The sequence below is a fragment of the Bradyrhizobium vignae genome (assembly GCF_900324035.1).
Classification (GTDB): Bacteria; Pseudomonadota; Alphaproteobacteria; order Rhizobiales; family Xanthobacteraceae; genus Bradyrhizobium; species Bradyrhizobium vignae.
The window spans coordinates 7,251,295-7,275,877 of the sequence record NZ_LS398110.1; the positions used below are offsets into that span (position 1 = coordinate 7,251,295).

At 64.1% G+C, this 24,583-nt stretch carries 26 protein-coding genes; 13 read left to right on the forward strand and 13 right to left on the reverse strand.

All coding sequences use genetic code 11. The features are described 5' to 3' along the window. Positions 1–35: 35 nt before the first annotated feature. The gene (locus BRAD3257_RS34860; protein WP_122405585.1) at positions 36–1,109 is read right to left on the reverse strand and encodes a 4-oxalomesaconate tautomerase; all 1,074 of its coding nucleotides are present in this window, start codon (positions 1,107–1,109) and stop codon (positions 36–38) included. Between the two features lie 121 nt (positions 1,110–1,230). Between BRAD3257_RS34860 and BRAD3257_RS34865 the strand changes: the two genes are divergently transcribed. The 4 genes from BRAD3257_RS34865 (at position 1,231) to BRAD3257_RS34880 (ending at position 5,593) form a co-directional block, all read left to right on the forward strand. After that, a complete protein-coding gene (locus tag BRAD3257_RS34865) occupies positions 1,231–2,211 on the forward strand; it encodes a LysR family transcriptional regulator (RefSeq protein WP_122406926.1) in 981 nt (326 codons plus the stop codon). Between the two features lie 182 nt (positions 2,212–2,393). Further along, positions 2,394–3,779 (forward strand): ABC transporter substrate-binding protein, encoded by a 1,386-nt coding sequence (locus tag BRAD3257_RS34870; protein WP_122405586.1) that lies wholly within the window; start codon positions 2,394–2,396, stop codon positions 3,777–3,779. 93 nt (positions 3,780–3,872) lie between these two features. Beyond that, the gene (locus BRAD3257_RS34875; RefSeq protein ID WP_122405587.1) at positions 3,873–4,745 is read left to right on the forward strand and encodes a carbohydrate ABC transporter permease; all 873 of its coding nucleotides are present in this window, start codon (positions 3,873–3,875) and stop codon (positions 4,743–4,745) included. Further along, positions 4,742–5,593 carry a carbohydrate ABC transporter permease gene (locus BRAD3257_RS34880; protein ID WP_122405588.1) on the forward strand — a complete coding sequence of 284 codons (852 nt, stop codon included), beginning with the start codon at positions 4,742–4,744 and terminating at the stop codon, positions 5,591–5,593. Before BRAD3257_RS34875 ends, BRAD3257_RS34880 begins: the two co-directional genes overlap by 4 nt. Positions 5,594–5,817: 224 nt before the next feature. On the opposite strand, the gene BRAD3257_RS34885 is transcribed toward BRAD3257_RS34880, so the two are convergent. Genes BRAD3257_RS34885 through BRAD3257_RS34895 form a run of 3 tightly spaced genes read right to left on the reverse strand, consistent with a single transcriptional unit; the run spans position 5,818 to position 8,718 of the window. After that, complete coding sequence (locus tag BRAD3257_RS34885; protein WP_122405589.1) at positions 5,818–6,630, reverse strand: ABC transporter permease; 813 nt, start codon at positions 6,628–6,630, stop codon at positions 5,818–5,820. Positions 6,631–6,634: 4 nt separating this feature from the next. Further along, positions 6,635–7,549, reverse strand: a complete 915-nt coding sequence (locus BRAD3257_RS34890) for an ABC transporter permease (protein ID WP_122405590.1) — start codon at positions 7,547–7,549, stop codon at positions 6,635–6,637. Next, entirely contained in the window at positions 7,546–8,718 is a 1,173-nt protein-coding gene (locus BRAD3257_RS34895; protein ID WP_122405591.1) for an ABC transporter ATP-binding protein, read from the reverse strand. The genes BRAD3257_RS34890 and BRAD3257_RS34895 overlap by 4 nt, the downstream gene beginning before the upstream one ends. Before the next feature lie 124 nt (positions 8,719–8,842). Between BRAD3257_RS34895 and BRAD3257_RS34900 the strand changes: the two genes are divergently transcribed. Beyond that, positions 8,843–9,058: a hypothetical protein gene (locus tag BRAD3257_RS34900; RefSeq protein WP_122405592.1), complete on the forward strand. Its 216-nt coding sequence runs from the start codon at positions 8,843–8,845 to the stop codon at positions 9,056–9,058. On the opposite strand, the gene BRAD3257_RS34905 is transcribed toward BRAD3257_RS34900, so the two are convergent. Together BRAD3257_RS34905 and BRAD3257_RS34910 are read right to left on the reverse strand one after the other, a co-directional pair. Beyond that, positions 9,055–10,515: a glycerol-3-phosphate dehydrogenase gene (locus tag BRAD3257_RS34905; RefSeq protein WP_122405593.1), complete on the reverse strand. Its 1,461-nt coding sequence runs from the start codon at positions 10,513–10,515 to the stop codon at positions 9,055–9,057. The genes BRAD3257_RS34900 and BRAD3257_RS34905 overlap by 4 nt on opposite strands. Before the next feature lie 39 nt (positions 10,516–10,554). After that, positions 10,555–13,242, reverse strand: coding sequence for a sensor domain-containing protein (locus BRAD3257_RS34910; RefSeq protein ID WP_122405594.1), 2,688 nt, complete (start codon positions 13,240–13,242; stop codon positions 10,555–10,557). A 201-nt stretch (positions 13,243–13,443) separates the two neighbouring features. On the opposite strand from BRAD3257_RS34910, the gene BRAD3257_RS34915 reads away from it, so the two are divergent. Next, a complete protein-coding gene (locus tag BRAD3257_RS34915) occupies positions 13,444–14,547 on the forward strand; it encodes an NAD(P)/FAD-dependent oxidoreductase (protein ID WP_122405595.1) in 1,104 nt (367 codons plus the stop codon). A 166-nt stretch (positions 14,548–14,713) separates the two neighbouring features. Here BRAD3257_RS34915 and BRAD3257_RS34920 read toward each other — a convergent pair whose 3' ends face one another. Next, positions 14,714–14,893 carry a YdcH family protein gene (locus BRAD3257_RS34920; protein WP_025034152.1) on the reverse strand — a complete coding sequence of 60 codons (180 nt, stop codon included), beginning with the start codon at positions 14,891–14,893 and terminating at the stop codon, positions 14,714–14,716. 329 nt (positions 14,894–15,222) lie between these two features. Here BRAD3257_RS34920 and BRAD3257_RS34925 point away from each other — a divergent pair, with 329 nt between their 5' ends. The 3 genes from BRAD3257_RS34925 to BRAD3257_RS34935 all read left to right on the forward strand — a co-directional run bounded on the left by BRAD3257_RS34925 (position 15,223) and on the right by BRAD3257_RS34935 (position 16,038). Further along, positions 15,223–15,429: a YdcH family protein gene (locus BRAD3257_RS34925; RefSeq protein ID WP_008546179.1), complete on the forward strand. Its 207-nt coding sequence runs from the start codon at positions 15,223–15,225 to the stop codon at positions 15,427–15,429. Between the two features lie 129 nt (positions 15,430–15,558). Further along, on the forward strand, positions 15,559–15,765 hold the full coding sequence (locus tag BRAD3257_RS34930) for a hypothetical protein (protein ID WP_122405596.1): 207 nt from the start codon (positions 15,559–15,561) through the stop codon (positions 15,763–15,765). A 21-nt stretch (positions 15,766–15,786) separates the two neighbouring features. Further along, positions 15,787–16,038, forward strand: coding sequence for a hypothetical protein (locus BRAD3257_RS34935; RefSeq protein WP_122405597.1), 252 nt, complete (start codon positions 15,787–15,789; stop codon positions 16,036–16,038). On the opposite strand, the gene BRAD3257_RS34940 is transcribed toward BRAD3257_RS34935, so the two are convergent. Then, entirely contained in the window at positions 16,035–16,766 is a 732-nt protein-coding gene (locus BRAD3257_RS34940) for a GGDEF domain-containing protein (RefSeq protein ID WP_162500444.1), read from the reverse strand. The genes BRAD3257_RS34935 and BRAD3257_RS34940 overlap by 4 nt on opposite strands. Before the next feature lie 142 nt (positions 16,767–16,908). On the opposite strand from BRAD3257_RS34940, the gene purE reads away from it, so the two are divergent. Further along, positions 16,909–17,397: a 5-(carboxyamino)imidazole ribonucleotide mutase gene (gene purE, locus BRAD3257_RS34945; protein WP_122405599.1), complete on the forward strand. Its 489-nt coding sequence runs from the start codon at positions 16,909–16,911 to the stop codon at positions 17,395–17,397. Further along, positions 17,394–18,500: a 5-(carboxyamino)imidazole ribonucleotide synthase gene (locus tag BRAD3257_RS34950; RefSeq protein WP_122405600.1), complete on the forward strand. Its 1,107-nt coding sequence runs from the start codon at positions 17,394–17,396 to the stop codon at positions 18,498–18,500. The genes purE and BRAD3257_RS34950 overlap by 4 nt, the downstream gene beginning before the upstream one ends. Positions 18,501–18,539: 39 nt before the next feature. On the opposite strand, the gene aqpZ is transcribed toward BRAD3257_RS34950, so the two are convergent. Next, the gene (aqpZ, locus tag BRAD3257_RS34955) at positions 18,540–19,262 is read right to left on the reverse strand and encodes an aquaporin Z (protein WP_122405601.1); all 723 of its coding nucleotides are present in this window, start codon (positions 19,260–19,262) and stop codon (positions 18,540–18,542) included. 262 nt (positions 19,263–19,524) lie between these two features. Here aqpZ and rpsU point away from each other — a divergent pair, with 262 nt between their 5' ends. Together rpsU and BRAD3257_RS34965 are read left to right on the forward strand one after the other, a co-directional pair. After that, a complete protein-coding gene (gene rpsU, locus BRAD3257_RS34960) occupies positions 19,525–19,821 on the forward strand; it encodes a 30S ribosomal protein S21 (protein ID WP_027573137.1) in 297 nt (98 codons plus the stop codon). 221 nt (positions 19,822–20,042) lie between these two features. Next, the gene (locus BRAD3257_RS34965) at positions 20,043–20,693 is read left to right on the forward strand and encodes a tetratricopeptide repeat protein (RefSeq protein WP_122405602.1); all 651 of its coding nucleotides are present in this window, start codon (positions 20,043–20,045) and stop codon (positions 20,691–20,693) included. 26 nt (positions 20,694–20,719) lie between these two features. Here BRAD3257_RS34965 and BRAD3257_RS34970 read toward each other — a convergent pair whose 3' ends face one another. The 4 genes from BRAD3257_RS34970 to BRAD3257_RS34985 form a co-directional block, all read right to left on the reverse strand. After that, positions 20,720–21,634: a hypothetical protein gene (locus BRAD3257_RS34970; RefSeq protein WP_122406927.1), complete on the reverse strand. Its 915-nt coding sequence runs from the start codon at positions 21,632–21,634 to the stop codon at positions 20,720–20,722. 91 nt (positions 21,635–21,725) lie between these two features. Beyond that, positions 21,726–22,010 (reverse strand): cupin domain-containing protein, encoded by a 285-nt coding sequence (locus BRAD3257_RS34975; protein WP_122405603.1) that lies wholly within the window; start codon positions 22,008–22,010, stop codon positions 21,726–21,728. Between the two features lie 12 nt (positions 22,011–22,022). Then, a complete protein-coding gene (locus BRAD3257_RS34980) occupies positions 22,023–23,120 on the reverse strand; it encodes a calcium:cation antiporter (protein ID WP_122405604.1) in 1,098 nt (365 codons plus the stop codon). A 49-nt stretch (positions 23,121–23,169) separates the two neighbouring features. Beyond that, on the reverse strand, positions 23,170–24,504 hold the full coding sequence (locus tag BRAD3257_RS34985) for a sodium:proton antiporter (protein ID WP_244608055.1): 1,335 nt from the start codon (positions 24,502–24,504) through the stop codon (positions 23,170–23,172). Positions 24,505–24,583 lie beyond the last annotated feature (79 nt).

The following is a 24,583-nucleotide window of genomic DNA, read 5'->3' on the forward strand; positions in this document are numbered from 1 at the left end:
CTGATTGTTCTTGATGGTTTCGGAGGCGGCGGGCTTCAGGCCGCCAGCACCGAATGAGTCACGTGCGATCGACGGGCAAAGACGTGGCCCTCAAAGATTCGCCGAGCTGTTCGCAGCACCCGTGCAACCGGGCCGGGCTCCAGCCTGACCACGAGCTGGCCGGAAGGATGGGCAAGCGTGATCGGCACCGGCGGCGCCAGTGGTCCGACCATCTCTGCCGCGATCGTTCCAGGCGTGACGCACGCCGTCGCGATCGCGACGGCGCCGGTCACCGCCAGCGCGTTGTGACAGTCATGCGGCATGAAGTACCTGACGTTCAACGTCGCCTCCCTCGCGGGCGCAATCAGAACCGGTTTCGGGATCACCATCGTTGCGGGATCCGGAAAGCCCATCCGGCGCCCCGCCTCGATGCGCAAGTCTTCGAGACGCGCGCGAAAGCGGCCGTCGATGAAGTCAGAGGGCGCCTCACTGCCGGTCCATCCCAGATCCGCCGCGCGGACCAACATGACGGGCATCGCCGCGTCGAGGCAGGTCACATCGATCCCTTCGATGCGGTCGGCCGGACGTCCCGTCGGCAGCAGGCGGCCAGTGCGTGCACCGGCCGCATTGGGGAACGACAGTTCGATCGGCGCGGCCGTCCCCGGAACACCGTCGATCCGCGCCTCGCCGTCGTAGGTCACGCGTCCTGCGGGTGTCGGAACGGTCGCGTCAATCAACTTGCCGGTATTGACGTTGTGGATGCGCACATGGGTGCGATCTGCCGCGGCGGCGACCAGTCCGGCTTCAATTGCGAACGGCCCCACAGCCGCCAGCATGTTCCCGCAATTCGGCGAGGTATCGACGATCCCCTCTCGAACCCGCACCTGGGCAAACAGGTAATCGACATCGGCGCCGGCCACCGTTGCCGGTCCGACGATCGCGACCTTGTTGATGACGGCATTGCCGCCGCCGATCCCATCGATTCCAAGATCGTGTCCTCCTCCCATCACGGACAGCAGGACCGCGTCGCGCAGTTTGGGGTCGGCCGGAAGATCACGGGCCAGGAAAAACGGCCCGCGTGAGGTTCCCCCACGCATGACCACACAGGGAATGGCAATCTGATCGTTCATGGAGCTCTTCCGTTCGGCGACATCTTCGCGCGAGCCAGAGCATCCTCCGGCAGAACTCTTTTGTGAAATGCAAATATCTGAGGTATTATTCCGGTTATCGATATAATTGGAGGCTGCCGCGATGAACGCAGAACTGCTCGACCTCAAGGCGTTCATCACCGTGGCGGAGACGGGAAGCTTCGTCCGCACCGCGAGGGCGCTGAACCTGTCGCAGCCGGCGCTGAGCCGACGCATTCAGAAACTGGAAGAAGGCCTCGGTGCGCCATTGCTCGAACGGTCGACGCGCCACGTCAATCTCACCATGACCGGCCGCGACTTCCTGCCGAAGGTGCGCCGCCTCATCGACGAGTTCGAGACCTCGGTGCTCGCCATCCACGATATCGGCGCGCGAAGTTCAGGCCTCGTCTCGGTGGCTGCGGTGCCGACGGCGGTGTTCTACTTCCTGCCGCGTGCGATCGGCCGATTTGCCGAAGCGTATCCGCGCATTCGCATCCGGATTCTGGACATCGGTGCCAACGAGGGATTGGAAGCGGTCGCACGCGGAGAAGCCGATTTCGGCATCAACTTCATCGGCGCTTCGCATGCGGAAATCGAATTCGAGAAACTGGTCGAGGATCCTTTCGTCCTGGCCTGCCGCCATGACCATCCGCTGGCGTCGCGCAAACAGGTCAGCTGGTCGGAAATCGTGTCGCACCGGGTCATCACGGTCGGTCGCAACAGCGGCAATCGCGCGCTGATCGACAATGCGCTGGCGCGACATGGCCTGCAGCTGAACTGGTCCTATGAAGTCGCCCACCTCTCCGGTTCGCTCGGCCTGGTCGAAGCGGGACTTGGCATCGCCGTGCTGCCGAGGCTCGCGACGCCGGCGGCCGGCCACCCCATCATTCACACGGTTCGGTTGGTCGAGCCGGAGGTGTCGCGGACGATCGGAATCGTGCGCAGGCATGGGGCGACACTATCTCCTCATGCCAGCCAATTTCTCAAGATGCTGCTCGAGGCATGGCGCTCGCCTTCCCGGACGAGCGGACAAGGCAGGCCACGATCCCGATCCGCTGACACGAGCCCGAATGCCGCTTTGACCGGCCTCAAAGGGAAACGATGACAAGGCCACGAGGCGAATTGATTGGCATGCATTGATGCGAGCTTTGGATCAATGCGCGAATTCGCCACAGCCCCTCCACCCCCAAGACATTGGTCTGACAAGAAGTCGCTAGATCGGAGGACGGCCATGCGCTAGTGTTTTATACGACCGGTTAAAACACCGGCCGTTTGAGGGAGAAAAACGTGAAATCCAAGGTTATTGGCGCAGTATCATTGGCGGTCGCTGCGGTTGGGCTGTTTGCCGCCACTGCACCCGCCTTTGCGCAGCAGAAGACGATCACGGTCTGGTGGGGCAAGGGCTTCTATCGTTCCGAAGACGACGCGCTGCTGGAGACGATCAAGAAATTCGAAGCCAAGACCGGCATCAAGGTCGAATTGTCGCAATACGCGATCCAGGACATGATCCCGAAGACGGTCGCAGCGCTCGATGCCGGCACCGTTCCCGATGTGGCTTATTCCGATTCCTATGACGTGCAGGCGCAGGGCAAGTGGGCCTATGAGGGCAAGCTCGAGGACCTCACGGACATCATGGAGCCGATCAAAGACCGGTTCGTGCAGAACACGCTCGATGCGTCGATCCTCTACAATGATGTCACCAAGAAGAAGGCCTATTATGGCTTCCCGCTGAAGCAGCAGAGCATGCACGTCCAGATCTGGAACGACATGCTGGAGAAGGCCGGCTTCAAGCAGAGCGATATCCCGAACGACTGGACGGGTTATTGGACGTTCTGGTGCGACAAGGTGCAGCCGGCGATCCGCAAGGCCACCGGCCAGCGCATCTACGCCGTGGGCCAGCCGATGGGCGTGGAATCCACCGACGCCTTCCAGTCCTTCTACACCTTCATGGATGCCTACCACGTCAAGCTGGTCGACGACGACGGCAAGCTGCTGGTCGATGATCCCAAGGTCCGCGACGGCCTGATCAAGGCGATGAAGGACTATACCGACACCTACATCAAGGGCTGCACCCCGCCGTCCTCGACCACCTGGAAGGATCCCGACAACAACGTCGCCTTCCACAACAAGACGATCGTGATGACCCACAACTTCACGATCTCGATCGCTGCGAAATGGTATGAAGATTCCCAGAATCAGAACCTCACGCCGGAACAGCGCGAGGCCGGCAAGAAGGCTTATGAGCAGGACATCATCACGGCGTCCTTCCCGAAGGCGCCGGATGGTTCGACCATCAAGTACCGCTCCGACGTCAAGACCGGTCTGATCTTCACCGCGGCCAAGAACAAAGCCGAGGCCAAGCAGTTCATCAGCTTCCTGCTCCAGGAAGAGAACGTCCGTCCCTATATCGAGGGTGCGCTCGGCCGCTGGTTCCCGGTGACGAAGGAAAGCCAGGAAAGCCCGTTCTGGCAGGCTGACAAGCACCGCAAGGCCGTCTACACGCAGTTCAAGGGCGGCACCGCGGCGTTCGACTTCACCAAGAACTGGAAGTTCACGATTCTCAACAACGAGAACGTGTGGGCGAAGGCGATGAACCGCGTCGTCAGCGAGAAGGTTCCGGTCGACAAGGCTGTCGACGAACTGATCGCCCGCATCAAGCAGGTTGCAGGTTAGTCATCGGCCCCTCTCCCCGCGTTGCAGGGAGAGGTATAAGAACAATACCGGCCGCGTTTCGCGGCCGGCTTCTCTTTGAAGAGTCCGAAAAGAATGGCAATCACGCTCTCTGGCGATCAGGCAATTCCCGGCCCGCCCCTGTCGTCGCGGCTGAGCCCGGCGCAGGTCTGGGGCATCATCCTGCTCGCGCCCTATCTGCTCGTTTTCCTGGCCTTCGTCGTCTATCCCGTCGGCTACGGCTTGTGGCTGGCACGCGCGCCGGAAAACTACGTCGCGCTCTACAACGATCCGATCTTCGCGCGCGCCGCGGTCAACACGCTGATCTTCCTGGTCATCGGCATCAACATCAAGATGCTGATCGCGCTGTTCTTGTCCGGCTTCTTCGCGCAGCAGCGCACCTGGATCAAATGGCTCTCGGTGATCTTCATCCTGCCCTGGGCGGTGCCGTCGATCCCCACCATTTTGTCGGTGCGCTTCATGCTCAATCCCGAGTGGGGCATGATCAACCATTTCATCTTCTCTCTCACCGGCGATGACGGCCCGAACTGGCTGAACGATCCGACCGTGGCGCTGAGCATGGCGATCGCCGTGCACATCTGGAAATCGCTGCCGTTCTGGACGTTGATCCTGATCACCGGACGCCTTGCGATCTCGCACGATCTGTTCGAGGCCGCCGAAGTGGACGGCGCCAGCTGGTGGCAGAAGTTCCGCTACATCACCTGGCCGTCGATGCAGACGCTGTACGTGACCTGCACGCTGCTCTCGATGATCTGGACGCTGGGCGATTTCAACAGCGTCTACCTGCTCACCGGCGGTGGCCCGGCCGACCTCACGCACGTGCTGTCGACGCTCGGCATCCGCTATCTCCGGCTCGACCAGCTCTCGCTCGCGATGGCCTCCATCGTCTGCGCGATGCCGTTCGTCCTGCCGCTCGTGTACTTCATGATGAAACGGTTGTCGCGATGAAGCTTCCCTCTCTCCGTGACGTCGCGACGGAAGCGCGGCTGCTGCTGATCGGCATTCCCGTCTTCCTGTGGACGATGATTCCGATCTATCACATGTTCCTGTTCGCGATCTCCCCGAAGGAGGACGCGTTCTCGGGCAAGCTGTGGCCGGACCATCCGACGCTGCACAACTTCGAGATCGTGTTCAAGCAGCAGCACTATTTCCTGCGCGACTTCTACGTCCAGTTCTGGAATTCGACGCTGATCGCGGCATCCGTCGGCGTGCTGACGCTGTTCATCGCCACGGCCGCGGCGTTCTCGATCTCTCGGCTGAAGGTGCCGGGCGGACGCATGGTGCTGAACCTCGCGCTCTTCACCTACTTCATCCCGGCGGCGTTCCTCGCGGTGCCGATGTATCGCACCATGGGCAATTACGGCCTGCTCAACAATCACTGGTCGCTGATCCTGGCCATGGTGACGATCGCCTCGCCTTACGCGATCTGGGTGCTCAAGCAGGCCTCCGACAAGCTGCCGGTGGAGCTGGACGAGGCCGCGGTGATGGACGGTGCCACGACGCTGCAGATCTTCCGACTGGTCTATCTGCCGCTGATGATGCCCTCGCTGGTCGCGATCGGCACCTATGCGGTGCTGCTGGCCTGGAACGAATATCTCTACGCGTTCCTGCTGCTCTCGAACGATCGCGAGATCACGCTCCCCGTCGCGCTCGGCAACTTCCTCGCCGCGGACGACTCGCCGTGGGAGCTGTTGATGACGACCGGCTTCATCTACGCGCTGCCGCCGGCCGCGGTCTACTACGCCTTCCGCCGCTACATGGTGGGCGGGCTCACGGCGGGTGCGGTGAAGTCCTGAGTGCGTATCGAGGCGGCTTCGGTTCACCTCTCCCCGACGGGGAGAGGTCGGATTGCTTCGGCGCGCAATTGCGCGCCTGAGCAATCCGGGTGAGGGGCCGCAGCGATCAGCGAGACCTCAAGCCCTCACCCGGATCGCATCTTTGATGCGATCCGACCTCTCCCTTCGGGAGAGGTGATCTGCCTTCTGGGCTCGCATCGTTTCAAGCAAAAACTCATCCTGCTCTAAAGCGGTGCCGCGCTCTCGCCCTGCGAGCTCGACAGCTTCGAGGCGAGCGAGGCAATGACGATGACGACCGCGATCAGGGCGATCACCAGCGTGCAGATCGCGTTGATCTCAGGCTTCACACCGAGCCGCACCTCCGAATAGATGCGGATCGGCAGCGTCGCCGAGCCGGGGCCGGTGGTGAAGCTCGCGATGACGAGATCGTCCAGCGAGAGCGTGAAGGCGAGCATCCAGCCTGCGACGATCGCAGGCGCGATCAGCGGCAGGGTGACGGCCATAAACGCCCGAACCGGGTCGCAGCCGAGGTCCATCGCGGCCTCCTCCAACGAACGATCGAGCGAGCCGAGTCGGGACTGCACAACCACCGCGACAAAGCACATCGTCAGCGTGGTGTGGGCGATCGTCACCGTCCAGAAGCCGCGCTCGGCGTTCAGCGCGACGAACAGCAAGAGCAGCGACAATCCGGTGATCACCTCCGGCATCACCAGCGGCGCATAGAGCATGCCGGAAAACAGCGTGCGGCCGCGGAAGCGTTCACCGCGCGACAGCGCCACCGCCGCGAGCGTGCCGAGCAGCGTGGCGATCGTCGCGGAGGAGACCGCGACCCGCAGGCTCATCCAGGCCGCCTCGATCATGGCGTGGTCGTTGAAGAACTCGCGGTACCAGCGCAGCGACCACCCGCCCCACACCGTCACCAGCCGGGAGGCGTTGAAGGAATAGAGAACGAGGATGAGAATCGGCAAATAGAGAAACGCCAGGCCCAGCGCCAGCGACGCGATGTTGAAGCGGGATAGGCGCGAAACCCTGCGCATCGTCTCAGCGCCCCTGTTCCAGCTGCCGCTTCTGCAGCCGCTCGTACAGCAGCAGCGGCAGCAGCAGCACAACCAGCAGCACGATGGCCGCGGCGGAGGCGACCGGCCAGTCCTTGTTGGTGAAGAATTCGAGCCACAGGGTCTGGCCGATCATCAGCGCATTGGAGCCGGCCAGGAGATCAGGGATCACGAACTCGCCGACGATCGGGATGAAGCACAGCAGCACGCCGGCCCCGACGCCGGGCAGCGACAGCGGAAAGGTGACGAGCCAGAACACCTGCCAGGGCGGCGCGCCGAGATCGGAGGCCGCCTCCTCCAGCGCCGGCTCCATCTTGGCGAGCGTGGCGTAGAGCGGCAGGATCATGAACGGCAGATAGGAATAGACGATGCCGATATACATCGCGGTGTCGGTGGAGAGCCACACTACGGGCTGGCTGACCAGATGCAGCGCCAGCAGGATCTGGTTGAGCAGGCCATCATGCTGGAGGATGTTGATCCAGGCATAGATGCGGATCAGGAACGAGGTCCAGAACGGCACGATCACCAGCACCATCGCCACCGCCTGCCAGCGTTTTGGCAATCGCGCCATGCCATAGGCGATGGGATAGCCGAACAGCAGCAACAGTGCAGTCGCGGTCACGGCGACGGTGAGGCTGCGGACATAAGCAAAGACATAGATGTCGTCGGAACCGAGCAGCCTGAAATTGTCGATCGACAGCGCGGCTAAGGCGGCCTTGAGCGCTTCCCATCCCGCCGTCAGGTCGAACACGGGCTCATAGGGCGGCTGCGCGATCGCGGTCTGCGACAGGCTGATCTTGAGGACGAAGGCGAACGGCACCAGGAAGAACAGCGCCATCCAGACATAGGGTGCGATCGCAGCGAAGCGCGCCGGCCGCGCGAAGATGCGGCGGGAGCTCATGACGCCAGCACCACGCAATCGTCGGGCGTGAACCAGGCGACGACATGCTGGTTGAGGCTGTAGGCATCGACGTCGAGGCGCGCGCTGTTGACGACCGAAGCCTGCAGCATCCCGCCGGAATCGAGCTTCACCTTGTAGGTGGTGGTGCCGCCGAGATAGCAGATGTCGGCGATGACGCCGTCCAGCAGGTTGATCGCCGTCTCACGGCCTACCTCGCTCACTGGGGCGCGACGCGACAGCTTGACCTTCTCGGGGCGGATCGCGACCGCGAATTTTCCCGTGCCGAGCGGTTCGCGCGGCTCGGCGACCACCAGCGCACCCGCATCACGCGTGCCGATGACCAGACGATGACCGTCGCGCAATTTTGTCTCACCGTCGAACAGATTGATGTCGCCGACGAACTCGGCGATCCAGCGCGAGCGTGGTGCCTCGTAGAGCTCGCGAGGACTAGCCACCTGCGCGAGCTTGCCGGCCTTCATCACGCCGATCCGGCTCGCCATCGTCATCGCTTCTTCCTGGTCGTGGGTAACGATGATGAAGGTCATGCCGAGCCGGCGCTGCAGCTCCATCAGCTCACCTTGCGTGCTCTCGCGCAGCTTCTTGTCGAGGGCCGCAAGCGGCTCGTCGAGCAGCAGGAGTTGCGGCCGGCGCGCCAGCGCGCGGGCGAGCGCCACGCGCTGGCGCTGGCCGCCGGAGAGCTGGTCCGGCTTGCGTTTCTCCAGGCCCTCGAGCTTCACCAGAGCGACCATTTCCGCGACGCGGGTGGCGATCTCGGCGCGCGCCATGCCGGCACGCTTGAGGCCGAAGGCGATGTTGTCGCGCACCGACAGATGCGGAAACAGCGCATAGTTCTGGAACATCATGTTGATCGGACGCTCGTGGGGTAGCGCCTGCGCGATATCCTTGCCGCCGAGCAGGATGTGTCCCTCGTCCGGCGCCTCGAAGCCCGCCAGCATGCGCAGCAGCGTGGTCTTGCCGCAGCCGCTCGGCCCCAGCAGCGCGAAGAACTCGCCGGACTTGATGTCGAGCGACACGCCGTCCACGGCCCGGAACGTTCCAAAGCGCTTGGCCACGCCCTCGATGCGCAGCAACGGCTGGCCCGCCGCGGGAAGCGCATCTCCGCCAGTCACATCCGCTTGAACATCCCTTCCGGGCAGCTCTTCCGCCATGATCCCTGCCAACCCCGATTCCGCCGCACGCTAGCGGTCGATCGTGTTTAGCTCAACCGGTTCAGGGCGGATGACCGGAAATTGGCCTTCATGCGACGCGCGTCAAAGGGCGTATGATCAGGACATGACCAAGTTGCCGGATCAGGCCCTGGAGATCGCACGCGGTCTGCCCGCAGACGCGCAGGACGATATTGCCCGCATCGTACTCCAGCTTGCCGGTACCGATGCAGCGCCTCCTGTCATCCTGTCGGATGACGAGAGAACGGCAATTGCCGCATATGCCATCCGCCAGGGGGCTCGCGATCCCGGAGGGATGCCGGGTGCGCGAGGTCCCGCCTAAGTCAAATCCGCCATGAACGCCGCCAGCGCCTCACAGTCCGCCGCAGGCATTGTCAGGCCCAGCTTGGAACGGCGCCACAGAACGTCATCCGGAAAACGCGCCCATTCGCGGGTCACGAGATAGCGCACCTCGGCGCCGGTCAGTCGGGGACCGAAAGCCGGACCAAGCTCTTCGCGTGTCCTTGCTTCGCCGAGCACGGCCGACAATCCCGAGCCGTAGGCCGCAACCAGGCGCTGGGCTTCCGACTCCGGCAGAAAGCGCCAGCGGTCGCGCGCAAGGTCGACCTCGGTGTCAAAACGATCCCAGGCGAAATCTCCGCCGGGCAACGCCGCACCCGCGGTCCAGGGCGGCGACATCGGATAGAACGGGGTCAGCTTCGTCACCGCCCACTCCGCGCGCAAGCGCGAGGTGGTGACGTCGCCGCCGAAGATCGTGAGCAGCGGCGCCTTGCCCCGGCGCGCGTGGAACAGCGTCGTCTCGTCGCGGCCGCGCGCGGACGCCAGCGTCAGGTTGACGCCCGACACCGTGCGGACCACGTCGATCGGGGCGACGCGCTCGCGGAAATAGCGGCTGACGGCCTCGCAGAGATAGCTGATGTCGGCTCCTCGCATCGCAACGATGGCGGGATCGCCCGTGAAGGCGTGCGTGACCGTGCCGATCAGCGTGAAATCGCGCTCGAAGGGCCGGGCGAAGATCAGCTGTCCATCATTGTTCTGGAAGACGTAGACGTTTTCAGAATCGAACAGCCTGGGCACGATGATCTGGCTCATCTGAGTGGCCGCCATCACCGGCTGCGGCTGCCGCAGCACGGTCTCCGCGACCATCGAGGTCCAGCCGCCGGTCGCGTTGGCCAGCGCCCGCGCCGTGACGGTACGGCGGTGTCCGCGATCGACCACCGCGAGGCGCCAGATCTCGGTTCGGTCGGCACGGACGCAGCGCGCCCCGGTCCGGATCACAGCACCACGCTCGGCGGCATCCAGGGCCGTGAGCACGACAAGACGGGAATCGTCGACCACGCAGTCCGAATATTCGAACGCCGTGCCGAACGGACGTTTCAGCGCGTTGCCCACCGGATGATGCGTGATGTCGAGGGTCGTCGATCCGGGCAGGCCGTTCCGGCTGGCGAGGCTGTCATAGAGGAACAGGCCAGCGCGCAGCAGCCACGGTGGACGCTCGTCCGCATGGGCCGGAATCACGAAGCGCATCGGCCGGACCAGGTGCGGCGCGATGGCGAGCCAGATCCGGCGCTCGGCGAGCGCTCGGCGCACCCGCCAGAAGCCACGGCGCTCCAGCACCGCGAGATCGCCATGGATCAGCCGCGGTGTCGCCGACGACGCGGCGCCGGCGAGATCACCCTGCTCGAACAGAATCACGCGCAGGCCGCGGCCGGCCGCATCGCGCGCGAGGCTGACACCGTTCAGGCCGCCGCCGATGATCGCAAGATCGTAGTCCGCCATGAGGCCGTCGAATGGGAGCGTTGGTAGCGCTCAGCATCACTAGCCGGTCTTGAGCGCGAGCTCCATGACCTCGGCACGGCCGACGAGATCGGCATATTTCCCGATCGGCAGCGGCTTGCCGAGCAGATAGCCCTGCACGCCGTCGCAGCCCTCCTTGGCGAGGAAGGCGAGTTGCTCCACCGTCTCGACGCCCTCGGCGATGATCGACATTTCGAGGCCGTGGCCGAGGTCGATCACGGCACGCACGATCGCCGCTGATTGGGGGTTGCGGCCGAGATTGATGATGAAGGCGCGGTCGATCTTGATCTTGTCGAACGGGAACGCCTGGAGGTAGCTCAGCGAGGAGTAACCGCTGCCGAAATCGTCCATGGAGATGCGCACGCCGAGCGCCTTGAGTCGGCGCAGCAGCGCGAGGCCCCGATCGAAATCCTCGATCAGCACACCCTCGGTGATCTCGAGTTCGAGCCGGCCCGGTGCAAGGCCCGTCTCGATCAGGATCGAATGGACGAGGCCAACCACGTCACCATGCATGAACTGCGCCGGCGACAAATTGACCGCGACCTGCAGCGGCTTCGGCCAGGACGCCGCCTCGCGACAGGCCTCGCGCAGGATCCACTCGCCCATCTCGACGATCAGGCCGCTCTCCTCAGCGATCGGGATGAATTCGGCCGGCGAGACCTGACCGCGGACCGGATGCTGCCAGCGCGCCAGCGCCTCGAAGCCGATGATCTCGCTCTCGGCGACGCTGTGGCGGGCGGCCCCCTGCGGCTGGAAGGCGAGCGAGAGCTCGCCGTTCTTGATCGCCATCGAAAGATCCTGGTGCAGCACGCGGCGATTGCGGATCTGCTGGTCCATCTCCGGCTGGTAGAGGCTGATCGTGCCGCGCGACTTCTGCTTGGCGCGGAACAGCGCGGCGCCGGCGTTGGCGAGCAGCGAGGCGCCATCCGTGCCGTTGTGCGGGAAGATCGACATGCCGGTGGTGACGCCGGCACGGACCGGCCGGCCATCGATCTGGAACTCCTCGGCGACGGCTTCGCCGATCTGCTGCGCCAGCGCGAGCCCCGCTTGCGGCTGCTTGCCGTCGATGATGAGACCGAACTCGTCGCCGGACAGGCGCGCCACCACGCCGCCGCGGGCGGAGTCCTGGAGCCGCTGGGCCACCTCGATCAGGAGCTTGTCGCCGAGCGCATGGCCGAAGACGTCGTTGACCTCCTTGAGCCCGTCGAGGTCGACGCAGAGCACGGCGAACTCCTCGCCGGTGCCTTCGCAGGCCTCGATCATCTGAGTCAGCGCCTGCAGGAAGGCGGCGCGGTTCGGCAGATCGGTGAGACCGTCGTGATAGGCCATGTGTGCCATGCGCGACTCGGTCTGTCGGCGATCCGTGACGTCCTCGTGGGTCTTGATCAGATATTGCGGTTCGCCGGCGTCGCTGAGCACGGTGGCGCGGCGGGTCAGGAACAGCCGCAGACCGTCCTTGGTGGAGATCGGATGCTCCTCGGTGATCATCCCGCGTTTCTTGATCGCGGCCTCGTCGCGCGCAATGATCAGCTTCGCTTCCTTGGCGTTGAAGATGTCGGAGGCGGTCAGGCCGGTGGCTTCCTCGCGCCTACGGTTGAGGATCGTCTCCGCGCTGCGGTTGGCGAGCAGATAGCGCCCGTCCTTGACCTGCTCCACGATCAGCGCGACCGGAATATTGTCGACCACGAGCTCGAGGAACTTCTTGGTGCTCTCCAGCTCCTTCGACAGCGAGCGGCGGTCGGTGATGTCCTCGAACACGATGAGCAGGAATTCGGGCTTGTCGCTCTCGTTGCGGACCACGATCCGGATCGAAGCGACCATGCGCCGTTCTTCGCCCCGCTCGAGCTCGAATTCGTTGCGGAACTCGCCGTCCGGCGAATTGAGCGCCGCCCGGTCGGTCGCCTCGATCGTGGCTGCCGAGACCGGCGCAAACAACTCGCGCGCATTCTTGCCGACGACATGATCCCGCGAGAACCCCCAGAACCGCTCGCAGGCGCTGTTGGCGAAAATGTAGCGGCCGTCCTCGATGTTCTTCGCCGCGACGCAGGCCGGCACGTTGTCCAGCACCGTCTCCAGGAACTGCTTGGTCGAGGCGAGCTGCCGTGACAGCCTGCGCTGCTCGCTGACGTCCAGATGCGTCGCAACCGAGCCGCCATTGGGCAGCACGAAATATTTCACCAGGATGGCCCGCCCGTCGGGCAGCTCGGTGATCAGACCATTAGGGCTTGCCGCCTTCTCGTAGAACTCGTTGTCAGAGACGCCGCCGAGGACGCCCCGCTTGCGCCTCAGCTCGAGGATATCATGGGCGGTCATGCCGGTCCAAAGGTCGGAGCGGGTCAGGCCGTAAATATCGAGATAGCGGTCGTTGCAGAAGATGATGCGCCGCTGCGCATCCGTCATCACCACGCCCTGGTTGAGATTGTTCAGGGCGGACGAGATGAAGGCATTGCGCCGCAACTGCAAACGCCGGGTCTGACGCAGCGAGGAATGGATCCACAGCGCGATCGCGCCGAGGAACGCGCAGATGACGATGCCCGCGATCAGGGCTTCCCAGATCACGTTGGGATCAAGCTTGGTGAGATCGCCCGGAACGGTGAACCCGTCCGAAGCCGCAAAGGCGCGCACAGGCGCGGCCGCGCCGGCTAGGCACATGACGGCCTGCACAGCAATCGGAAGCGTGCTGCCCACGTGCCAGTTCTTCTCAGCCATCAGCCACCCGCGATTTCAACGTGGATTGTCTGGCCTCGCGGGTTTGGATCGGGTAAACGCTTGTACCCACAATAGAAAAATGTGACGCGAAATACGGCAATTGCCCTGACATGATAAATGCTTTCTTAACGGAAAATTCCCCTGCGCAGCCGCTTCCAGGCCTGACGCCACCGGCGCTTCCAGCGGACATCCTGCGCAACCATGGATAGGGTCGACTGCGTCGTCATCGGAGCCGGCGTGATCGGTCTCGCGGTGGCCCGAAAGCTCGCGCAGACCGGGCGCGAGGTGATCGTGCTCGAGGAAGCCGAGGCCATTGGGACCATCACCTCCTCGCGCAACAGCGAGGTGATCCATGCCGGCATCTACTACCGCGCCGGAAGCTGGATGGCGCGCATGTGCGTTGCCGGCAAGCACGCGCTCTACCGCTACTGCGCCGACCGCGGCATCCCTCACAAGAATTGCGGCAAGCTGATCGTCGCGACCAGCCCGAAGGAGACCGAGAAGCTGCAATCGATCAAGGCGCATGCCGAAGCCAACGGCGTGCTCGACATGCAGCTGCTTTCGGGCGAGGCCGCACGCGCGCTGGAGCCGGCGCTCGCCTGCGACGCTGCGCTGCTGTCGCCGTCAACCGGCATCATCGACAGCCACGCCTACATGCTCTCGCTGCGCGGCGAGGCCGAGGACGCCGGCGCCGCCTTCGCGTTTCACACCCCGCTGATCCGCGCCAAGGCGGCGGCCGGTGTCATCGAGATCGATGCCGGCGGCGAGGCACCGATGACTCTGCAATGCGACCTTCTCGTCAACGCTGCCGGCCTCTCGGCGACGAATGTGGCGCGCAACATCGACGGCATGCCGCTGGACCGGATTCCGCCGGCCTACCTCGCCAAGGGAAACTACTTCAGCTGCAACGCCAAGGCGCCGTTCTCGCGCCTGATCTATCCGGTGCCCGAACCCGGCGGATTGGGCGTGCACCTGACGCTGGATATGGCAGGGCAGGCCCGCTTCGGGCCTGACGTCGAGTGGATCGAAACGATCAATTACGAGGTCGATCCTTCACGCGCCGAGCGCTTCTACCCGGCGATCCGCAAATACTGGCCGACACTGCCCGATGGCGCGCTGATGCCGAGCTATTCGGGCATCCGCCCGAAGATCGTGCCGCCGGCCGTGGCCACGCAGGATTTTTTGATGCAAGGCCCGCACGATCATGGCGTCGCAGGGTTGATCAATCTGTTCGGCATCGAATCGCCGGGATTGACGTCGTCGCTCGCGATCGCCGATCACGTCGCCGAGCTCGCAGGCATCTAGAGCGTCTTCGTGCGAAGTGGATACCAGTTCGCGTCAGGGCAACGCGTCCAAACAAAGACCAGCGCCGTGCAAAGATCTTGCACGGCGTGCACCCTGCAGCAGGGATGAGCACGAATGCTCTCACCCCTGCGAAGGATGTGATCAACTCTGCGGTGTTACGGGGTTACTAGTGGAGCGTGTCGCCTTGCTTCAGACGCTCGATCTGGTCCTTGACCATCAACTTCCGGCGCTTCAACTCAACAATTTGCAGGTCGTCTGTTGAAAGGTGCACAAGAGCTTCGTGCAATTCGTTTTCGAGAAGTTTGTGCTTCCGTTCCAATTCAACAAGATGTGCCTGAATTGTCATTCGAAACCTCCTCGGTAGGGTTGAACCTCAGGATTCGATCCGGACAGCCAAGTCTACATCACCGATTCGTCCTGTCGATGGGTATCCGTTGTCGCGCCGTCATTTTTGAAAGTTCATATGTAAGGAAGCGTGACCAAGGGAACCACGCGGGAAAAATCCATGATATCAATGCAGCTGCGCAAGGCCACAGCTCCTCGCAGAAATATGTTGCGGGAGATCGGCGAGCGAGGGTCGCAGATCGCTTGCGATCACGCCGCGCAAGGACGATAATTTCCACAGGGCATCCACAGCCCAGATTTCACGCCTATCGGTTTTCGGCCACCGCAGACATGACCAATGAAGATGAGCGTGAGCTCGAAGCCGAGCTCACCCGGTTGCAGCAGGAACACCGAGATCTCGATGCGGCGATCGATGCGTTGCATCAATCGCCCGCGCCCGACCTATTGCGGTTACAGCGGCTCAAGAAGCGCAAGCTGTTGTTGCGCGACCGCATCGCGTTCATCGAAGACCAGATTACCCCCGACATCATCGCCTGAGCCTGAGCCGGTCTTTCGCGGCGCTCGCCGCAGCTGAATCCACTTGACTCAAAAAGAACAAAATAGGAACATTCGAAGGATCCCAGCGGCCCCAGGAAAATGCAAAGACAAGGCACAAGGACAACTCAGATGTCGGCAACGCCTCTTCTCGACAACAGCCATTATGAACAGGCCTGCGATCAGGCGATCGCGATGTGCGACGGCAATCTGCGCAGCACCATCAAGGCGCTGATCATGGCCAACGAATATCTGGAAGCCGAGCTGGAGGAATTGCAGGCGGCGATTTCGGCCGGCTGCATTCCGGAAACCTCGCGGAGCAAGAGCAGCGCCGCCTGAGTTCATCATTGGAGCAACGCCATGTCAGATGTGACCTACTACGTTGCAATGCCCTTCTTGATCGATGCCGACGGCTCGCCGGTCGCGGGCGCCGCGGAGGAGTGTCAGTCCTCGACGGCGGCGCTACGACGCGCAGAGATTCTCGCGCGCGGCGCCGGCCATGTCGGCGCGATCGCGTTCAGCCGCAGCGGCGATCCCATGACCGGCGAGTTCGGTGACGCGACGCTGCTGCGCAAATTCGGCAACGTGCCCGAAGATCTTGCGACCCTCTAGCGCTCGCCGCTGGCCAGCCTGATCCGCGGCTCGTGCCGGCGGTGCGCCTTGCGGACGTACATGGCGGCATCGGCCTCCTCCAGGGCGCGGCCTGCGTCGGAGTGGGGACCGAGCAACGCGACGCCGGCAGAGGCGCCTGCGGTCACGTGCTGCCCGCGGAAGACGAAGGACAATTCGTCGATCGCCTGCTCCAAGGCCGTGGCCTTCGCCTTGGCATCGGTCTCGCTGAGATTCCAGAGCAGCAGCGCGAACTCGTCGCCCCCGAGCCGGCCGACCACGTCGGAGGCGCGCACCTGTCGCGTCAGCGTGGCGACAATCGCCTTGAGCACCTCGTCGCCGGCGGCATGGCCGAAGGAATCGTTGATCGGCTTCAGCCGGTCGACGTCGAGCACGATCAGCGCCCCGCTGGCGCGGTAGCGCTTCATATAGGCGATGGCGCGCGCGAGCTCGCGCTCGAAGCCGCGCCGGTTGTGAATTTCGAGCAGGAAATCGGTGTCGGCCGCAGCTTCCAGCTCCGCGACCCGGCGCTGCGCTTCCTTGAGCTTGGCCCGCAAGCCCCGGATCGTCGCCCTGACGTTGTCTCTGGCTCCGTCATCATCCAACGCGGCGCGCCGCGACGGCTTCGCCCGACGCTTGGTCGGCCGTTTGGGGGCGGCATTGGATCGGCCGGCGCTGGTCTTCCGGCCCTCTTTGGCCTTCGCGGCGCTAGCCCTTTTTGGTTTCTTCATGGGCATCCTGCTCAATGAAGGCTTGCGGGGATTCACCAAGACAGGATAGTGGATTCCCTTCTCCTTGCCACCGCCTTGCGAGCCGCCGGCCGGAACCTTTAATCTGGCCTATCTTTCTGTTTTTCCGGGCACATTTGATGTCATGACCGCGCCGATCGCCATCATCATGGGAAGTCAGTCGGACTGGGACACGATGCGGCATGCCGCCGACACGCTTGACGCGCTCGGCATTGCCGCCGACAGCCGCGTCGTCTCGGCCCACCGCACTCCCGACCGGCTGTTTGCTTTCGCCAAGGGCGCCAAGGCCGCGGGTTACAAGGTCATCATCGCCGGCGCCGGTGGCGCCGCACATCTGCCCGGCATGGCGGCGGCGCTGACGGAACTCCCGGTATTCGGCGTTCCCGTCGAATCCAAGACGCTGAAGGGCGTCGATTCGCTCTATTCGATCGTCCAGATGCCAGCGGGCATCCCGGTCGGCACCCTCGCCATCGGCAAGGCTGGCGCGATCAACGCCGCGCTGCTGGCAGCCGCCGTGCTGGCATTGTCCGACCCGGCCTTGTCCGATCGCCTCGCCGCCTGGCGCAAGGCTCAAACTGAGGCGGTCGCCGAGCGCCCGGAGGACAAGGCGTGACCGACACCAGGCACGTGAAGCTGAAGCCCGGTGACACCATCGGAATCCTCGGCGGCGGACAATTGGGCCGGATGCTGGCCATGGCCGCGGCCCGGCTCGGCCTGCGCTGTCAGGTGTTCTCGCCCGATCCGGATTCGCCGGCCTTCGACGTCGTGCTGAACGCGACCTGCGCCGAATACGCCGATGTCGAAGCGCTCGAGCTGTTCGCGAGCGACGTCGATGTCATCACCTACGAATTCGAGAACGTGCCGGCCGCCGCCGCGATGGTGCTGGACGCGCGCCGCCCGGTGCTGCCCAATCGCAGGATCCTCGAGACCACCCAGGACCGGCTCGCCGAGAAGGATTTCGTGACGAAGCTCGGCATCGGCACTGCGGCCTATGCCGACGTCACCTCCGTCTCCTCGCTACGCGAGGCGATCCTGAGGATCGGCCTCCCGGCCGTGGTGAAAACCCGCCGCTTCGGCTATGACGGCAAGGGCCAGGCCATCATCCGCGAGGGCGACGACATCGCCAAGGTGTGGACCAGTCTCGGCACCAAATCGGCGATCCTGGAGGCCTTCGTGCCGTTCGAGCGCGAGATCTCCGTGATCGCTGCACGCTCGGCCACAGGCCAGGTCGAGTGCTTCGACGTCACCGAGAACGAACACCGCGACCACATTCTGAAAATCTCCCGCGCACCGGCACCGATCCCGGACGCTCTCGCCGATGAAGCGCGCAGCGTCGCGACCAAGATCGCAAACGCGCTCGATTATGTCGGCGTGCTCGCCGTCGAGATGTTCGTGCTCGCCAATGGCACCGGACCGAAGGTACTGGTCAACGAGATCGCCCCGCGCGTGCACAATTCCGGACACTGGACGCTCGACGGCGCTTCGGTCTCGCAATTCGAGCAGCACATCCGCGCGATCGCCGGCTGGCCGCTCGGCAAGCCGGTGCGCCATGGCGAGGTCGTCACCATGACCAACCTGATTGGGGACGAGATCAACGATTACGAGAAGTGGCTCACCGTGCCGGGCGCCACCGTCCACATCTACGGCAAGGGGGCGCCGCGTCCCGGCCGCAAGATGGGCCACGTCACCGAAGTGCGCCCCACCATCGGCAATTAACGGGACCGCAGCTTCGACCTGCGATCCCGCTCTTTGCGATCACGCGGTCTTCACGCCCGCGACGACGCCGGTAGGCTCCTCGCTGAGCCAGCGATAGATCACCCCACCCAGAGCGCCGCCGATCAGCGGTGCAACCCAGAACAGCCAGAGTTGCGACAGCGCCCAGCCGCCGACGAACAGTGCCGGGCCGGTGCTGCGCGCCGGGTTCACCGACGTGTTGGTGACGGGAATGCTGACGAGATGGATCATCACCAGCGCGAGCCCGATCGCGAGCGGTGCGAAACCCGCCGGCGCGCGGCCGTGGGTGGCACCCATGATGATGAACAGGAACATCATGGTCATCACCGCCTCGGTGAGGAAGCACGCGATCATGCTGTACTGGCCGGGCGAATGCGCATCATAGCCGTTGGAGGCGAAGCCCTTGCCGACATCGAATCCGGGCGCTCCGCTCGCGATGACGTACAGCAGCCACGCGGCGACGATCGCACCCGCCACCTGGGCGATCACGTAGGGCAGGATCTGACCTGCCGGAAAGCGGCCACCGGCGGCGAGACCGACCGTGACAGCCGGGTTGAGATGGCAGCCCGAGATGTGGCCGATCGCATAAGCCATGGTGACGACGCTCAGGCCGAACGCGAGGGAGACACCGACCAGGCCGATGCCGACCTGGGGGAAGCCGGCGGCGATGACCGCGCTCCCGCAGCCTGCGAAAGTGAGCCAGAAGGTGCCGATGGCCTCGGCGGCGTATTTTTTCATGTCCATGGACAGTCCCCTCATTTCAAAGAGGCCGGAACAAAGCCCCGGTCACGGCCCCCCAAATGGCGCCAAATCTCCAAAATCGGGGCCGCATGGAGGTATTTTCGCCGCATTTAATGGCCGAACTTGGCCCGAAAACCCGCTTGGCCGGTGGACATCTCTGGTTTTGTCTGATACATCCCCGCGCTCAAGGTTAAGGGCGCCGGGCTTTTGCCATCCCCTTTGACTTACCAGAATTCAAATCCGATCCACCTGAAGAGGATGCCGCGTGCAGGTTCTCGTTCGCGATAACAATGTTGATCAAGCCCTCAAGGCGCTGAAGAAGAAGATGCAGCGCGAGGGAATTTTCCGCGAGATGAAGCTCCGCGGTCATTACGAGAAGCCCTCCGAGAAGAAGGCCCGCGAAAAGGCCGAAGCCGTGCGCCGTGCGCGCAAGCTGGCCCGCAAGAAGCTGCAGCGCGAAGGCCTGCTGCCGATGAAGCCGAAGCCGGTGTTCGGCGCCGGCCCGGGCGGTGATCGCGGCGCTCGTGGCGGCGCCGGTGCAGGCCCGCGCGGCCCGCGCTGATTTGCCGAACCTGTAAGACCTCAGTTTTCGATGACGCGGGCCCTTGGCCCGCGTCATTGTTTGTGAGCGGTGCCTTTCCGGGACGGGCACTACCGATGCGGCGCTAAAGCGCGAATGAGACTGGGACGAATTATCATCGCGCTTTGGTTTTGTTCGAGCATGATCTCTTCGGAAAACCGCTTCAGACTTCCGGAGCATGCTCTAGCGCGAGCGAACCGTGGATGGCCTCTCCCTTCCCCGAGCGTGGCTTGCCGCGGCTACGCCAGATCTGGCGGCAGCCGTTCGCGCTGGCCGTGATGGGGATTGCGCTCTGCGGCTGCTCATTCGATCTCGGATCGCTACTCCCCGAGAAGGACAAGCCGCAAGAAGCACCCAAGACGGCCGCGCCCACCGAGAGCGCGGTGAGCGCCGGCAACATCGCCGAAGCTCAGGCCCACACCGCAAAGGCCCAGTCGCTGGCGAAGTCAGGCGAGACCGCGGCAGCGCTCGACGAGTTCAATCGCGCGGTCGGGCTCGACCCCTACAATGCGCAGGCGCTTTATGGCCGCGCGCTGATCTACCAGGGCAAGAACCAGCACGACTTCGCGATCGCCGATTTCAGCGCTGCGAGCGGGCTCAACCCGCAAAAGGCCGAGCCGCTGCTCGGTCGCGCCAACAGCTATCTTGCGCTCGGCAAGAACAAGGAGGCCGCAGCCGATCTCGATGAAGCCTCCGAGGCCGATCCGCACAACGCCCAGGTCTGGACCACGCGTGGACAGGCCTATGAGCGGCTGGGCGACAGAGCCAAGGCGGCGGCGTCCTACACCAAGGCGGTCGCGCTGCGTCCACGCGATGACGCCGCCCGCAGCGGCCTCGCCCGCGTCGGCGGCTGACGGTTTGGCGCAACGCGGAGCGCAGCTCAGTCGGGGGTAGCGCTCTTCGGCAGAACCGCGTTGAACATCGACTTCATGCCCGACAGCATCTCGTCGGCGACATTGGTCTTCTTCGGCCGCGGCATGGAGGCGCCAGCGTCGGCACGCAGATCGAGCGGTGGCGCGATGACCGGCACGGGAATGTCAGCCGGCGGCCTCACCCGATTCGGATCGTCGTTGCTGACCGAGGCCGTGTAGGGCGGATTGGAGCCACCATTGCCATAGGCCTCAGATGAGGGCGTCGATACAGTGATCGGGGGCGGCAGCGGACGAACCGGGGCCGGCTCCATGCTGACGACCCGCGGAGCCTCCGGCGTGCGGGTGGCTTCCCGCACCACGGGCTCTGCCGGCCGCTCGGCTTGCTTGGTCTCCGACGAGCGAACCTCGGCGGGCCTGGTTTCGGAAGATCTGGCCTCAGCAGCCTTGCCCTCAGGCGACTTGCGCAGGCGCTCGATCGCGGCACGCGCGAGATCGTTGGCGTCGGGGGTGGCGGCTGGAGAAGCCGCGGTCGCGGCCGAATTGGCCTCAACCACGGGAGCAGAGGCAGCCGGAGCGGACTTGGCCGCGGCCTTGTCGCGCGGACGGCCGCGCGGGCTGATTTCGGCGGGAGCCACGTCTGCGGCCTTGGTCTCGACAGGCGCCTGATGATCGGCAGGCTTCTCGGCCGCCGCCTTGTCCGTGACGTTCTTCTCGGAGATGCCCTTGGCTTTGACGCCGGGGGCAGGAAGGTTGGCGGTATCGGTGGGCTTGTCACTGCCGGTCTTGGCAGGCGCGACCGCGGCGGCTGGAGTGTCGGCCGTCGGCTTGGCGTTGATGTAATGATTAACGATGTAGGCCCCGATGATCGTCGCGAGCACCGAGGGGAAAATATCCATCGAAATTTTTGCGAGGTATTTCAGCATTCCGACCACTCCCCGCGCGATCTGATGCGGGAACTTTAGGGCATTGTGAGGGATCAACTGCGACGGATCGATGGCAAACGGTCGCGCCAACTCAACGTTTTAGCTCGACTTCAACGAACACGATCTCAGTTGAGGTTTCGTTAAGTACGTCATGTTGGACGCCCGCCTTGCGGAAGTAGGATTTTCCGGCGGCGAGTTGCGCCTTGGACCGTTCGCCATTGGGCGCCACGATGGTCATCTCGCCGGCGAGCACGGGCACGATCACATAGTCCATGCCGTGGGTGTGATGGCCGGTCGCGCTGCCAGGCGGAAGGCGCCATTCCGTGACCCGGACCTCTTCGTTGTCGACCTGAACCTCGGACCTGGCGGCAAGCATCTGGAGTTCCTTCTACGGCACGAAAACCATGAACACGTAGACGGCAAATACCACCATATGGACCAGGCCGAACAGGACATTGGTCCTGCCCGTGCCGAAGGTCAGCATGCTCAGGAAGAAGGTCAGCAGCAAAAGCACGCTGCCCTGGGCGCTGAGGCCGAGTTCGAGCTCCTTGTCGAGCGCGTAGGTGGCGACGCCGACGGCGGGGATGGTCAGGCCGATGGTCGCCAGCGACGAGCCGAGCGCGAGATTGATGCTCTTCTGGAGGTCGTTCTTGCGGGCCGCCGCAATGGCCGCGACACCCTCGGGCATCAGGATCAGCAGCGCGACCAGAAGGCCGGCGAAGGCCGGCGGCGCGCCGATCCTGGCGCCGACCGCATCAACCACCAGCGAGAATTTCTTGGCCAGCAGCACGACTGCCAGCAGCGAGACCAGGAGCAGCGCCACGGTGAGCGCGAGCATCCCGGCCGACAGGTGCCCCTCCCCGCCCTCGCCCTCCGGCCGTTCATGAACGAAGTAATCCTTGTGCAGGACGATCTGGGTGTAGAGAAAGACCCCATACAGCGCGAGTGTGACGACATCGACGAAGCCGAGCTGGACCGAGGAATAGACCGGGCCAGGTGTGGTGATGGTGTAGTTCGGCAGGATCAACGTGATGGTCGCGAGCGCGAACAGCACGCTGAGATAGACGTTGGCGCCGGAGAGCTGAAAACCCTGCTCGCGATAGCGCAGGCCGCCGATCAAAATGCAGAGGCCGACGAGGCCGTTGCAGACGATCATGACCACGGCGAACACGGTGTCGCGGGCCAGTTCCGGCGCAGGCTTGTCGCCCAGCATGATCGTGGTGATCAGCACCACCTCGATGATGGTCACCGAGAGCGTCAGCACCAGCGTGCCATAGGGTTCGCCGACCCGCTCCGCGATCACTTCGGCATGATGAACAGCGGCGAACACCGTGCCGAACAGGATAACCAGAAGGACGATGGCGAAGAGAAGCCCGCCAAACGACAGCGTGAACACATAACCGGTCGCGCTGACGGCTGCGAACAACAGCACGGCGAGCGCGGGGAAGATCCAGGCCGACCGGGGCATCGGACTATATGCGCTCATCCACCGCTTCCAGTTGCTTGAATGAGCAGTATCAAATCAGGCGCGAGATTCAATGCCACTGCAGGATCGGGGCGACCGGCAGGAACGTCAGCAGCAGGAACAGCGGGACCAGCACGGCGCCCGCGCGCAGGAGATAGCCGAAGAAGCTCGGCATCTCGACGCCATTCTCGCTGGCAATGCTGCTCACCATGAAGTTAGGCGCGTTGCCGATATAGGTGAGCGCACCCATGTAGACCGCCCCCATGGAGATCGACGCGAGCGTGCCCGAGAGCTCATGCATCAGCACCCGCGGGTCGCCACCGGCGAGCTCGAAGAACAACAGATATGTCGGCGCATTGTCGAGGAACGCGGACATCAGGCCGGTGAACCAGAAATAGGCGGCCTCGCGTGGTGCGCCGTTCGGCTCCGTCACGGCCGACAGCAGCCAGGCGAACGCACCGTCATGGCCGGCATTGAGCATGGCAATGACCGGGATGATGGCGACGAAGATCCCTGCGAACAGCTTGGCGACCTCGCGGATCGGCTCCCAGGTGAAGCCGTTGGCTTGCCTGTGCTCGTCGGGCGTCAGCCACACCGAGAGCGCCGCGATCACCAGCAGCACCAGATTGCGGACGACATCCTCCAGCTCCAGCTTGGTGCCAAGAATGTCGAAGGCGATGGCCGGCTTCCAGAGCGCCGATGCGAGCAGGCTGGCGACGATGGCCGCGATCAGCAGCAAATTGACCAGCCCGCGGACGCGGACCGGCTGTGCCGGGCCGGTGTCATCGAGCGGCGGCTCGCTCCGGAAGCGCCAGACGTCGACAGCGACGAAGATCGCGAGCAGCAGCCCGGCCACGATCACGGTCTGCAACCAGATGGTCCGCGTGGTCCAGAAGAAGTCGACGCCGTGCAGGAAGCCGACGAAGAGCGGGGGATCGCCAAGCGGGCTCAGCGCGCCGCCGACATTGGCAACGAGGATGATGAACAAGATGACGACGTGGGTGTTGTGGCGCCGCAGCCGGTTGGCGCGGAGCAAGGGGCGAATCAGAATCATCGCGGCACCCGTGGTGCCGACGACGCTCGCCCCGAACGTGCCGAGTGCAAGAATGCCCAAATTGCTCGCCGGCGTCGCCTTGATGTCCCCTGTGATGAGGATGCCACCGGCCACGACGTAGAGCGAGAACAGCAGCACGATGAAGCCGAGATATTCGGCGAGCATGGCGTGAACGAGCGCCGCCAGCGTCGCCATGCCGCCGGCAAAGAAGACGAGCGAGGCGAGCGCCAGCAGCGCCCAAGCCGCGGCGATCTTGCCGTAATGATGGTGCCAGAATTTCGCAAAAAGCAGCGGCCCCAAGGCGATCGACAGCAGCAAGCCGGCAAAGGGCAGCGCATAGGGCCAGCGCATCGCCGCACCATCGAGCCCCGTCGCCGCCAGCGCATTCTGCGGCAGAAGCGTCAAGCAGAAGACAGCGAGTACGAGAACG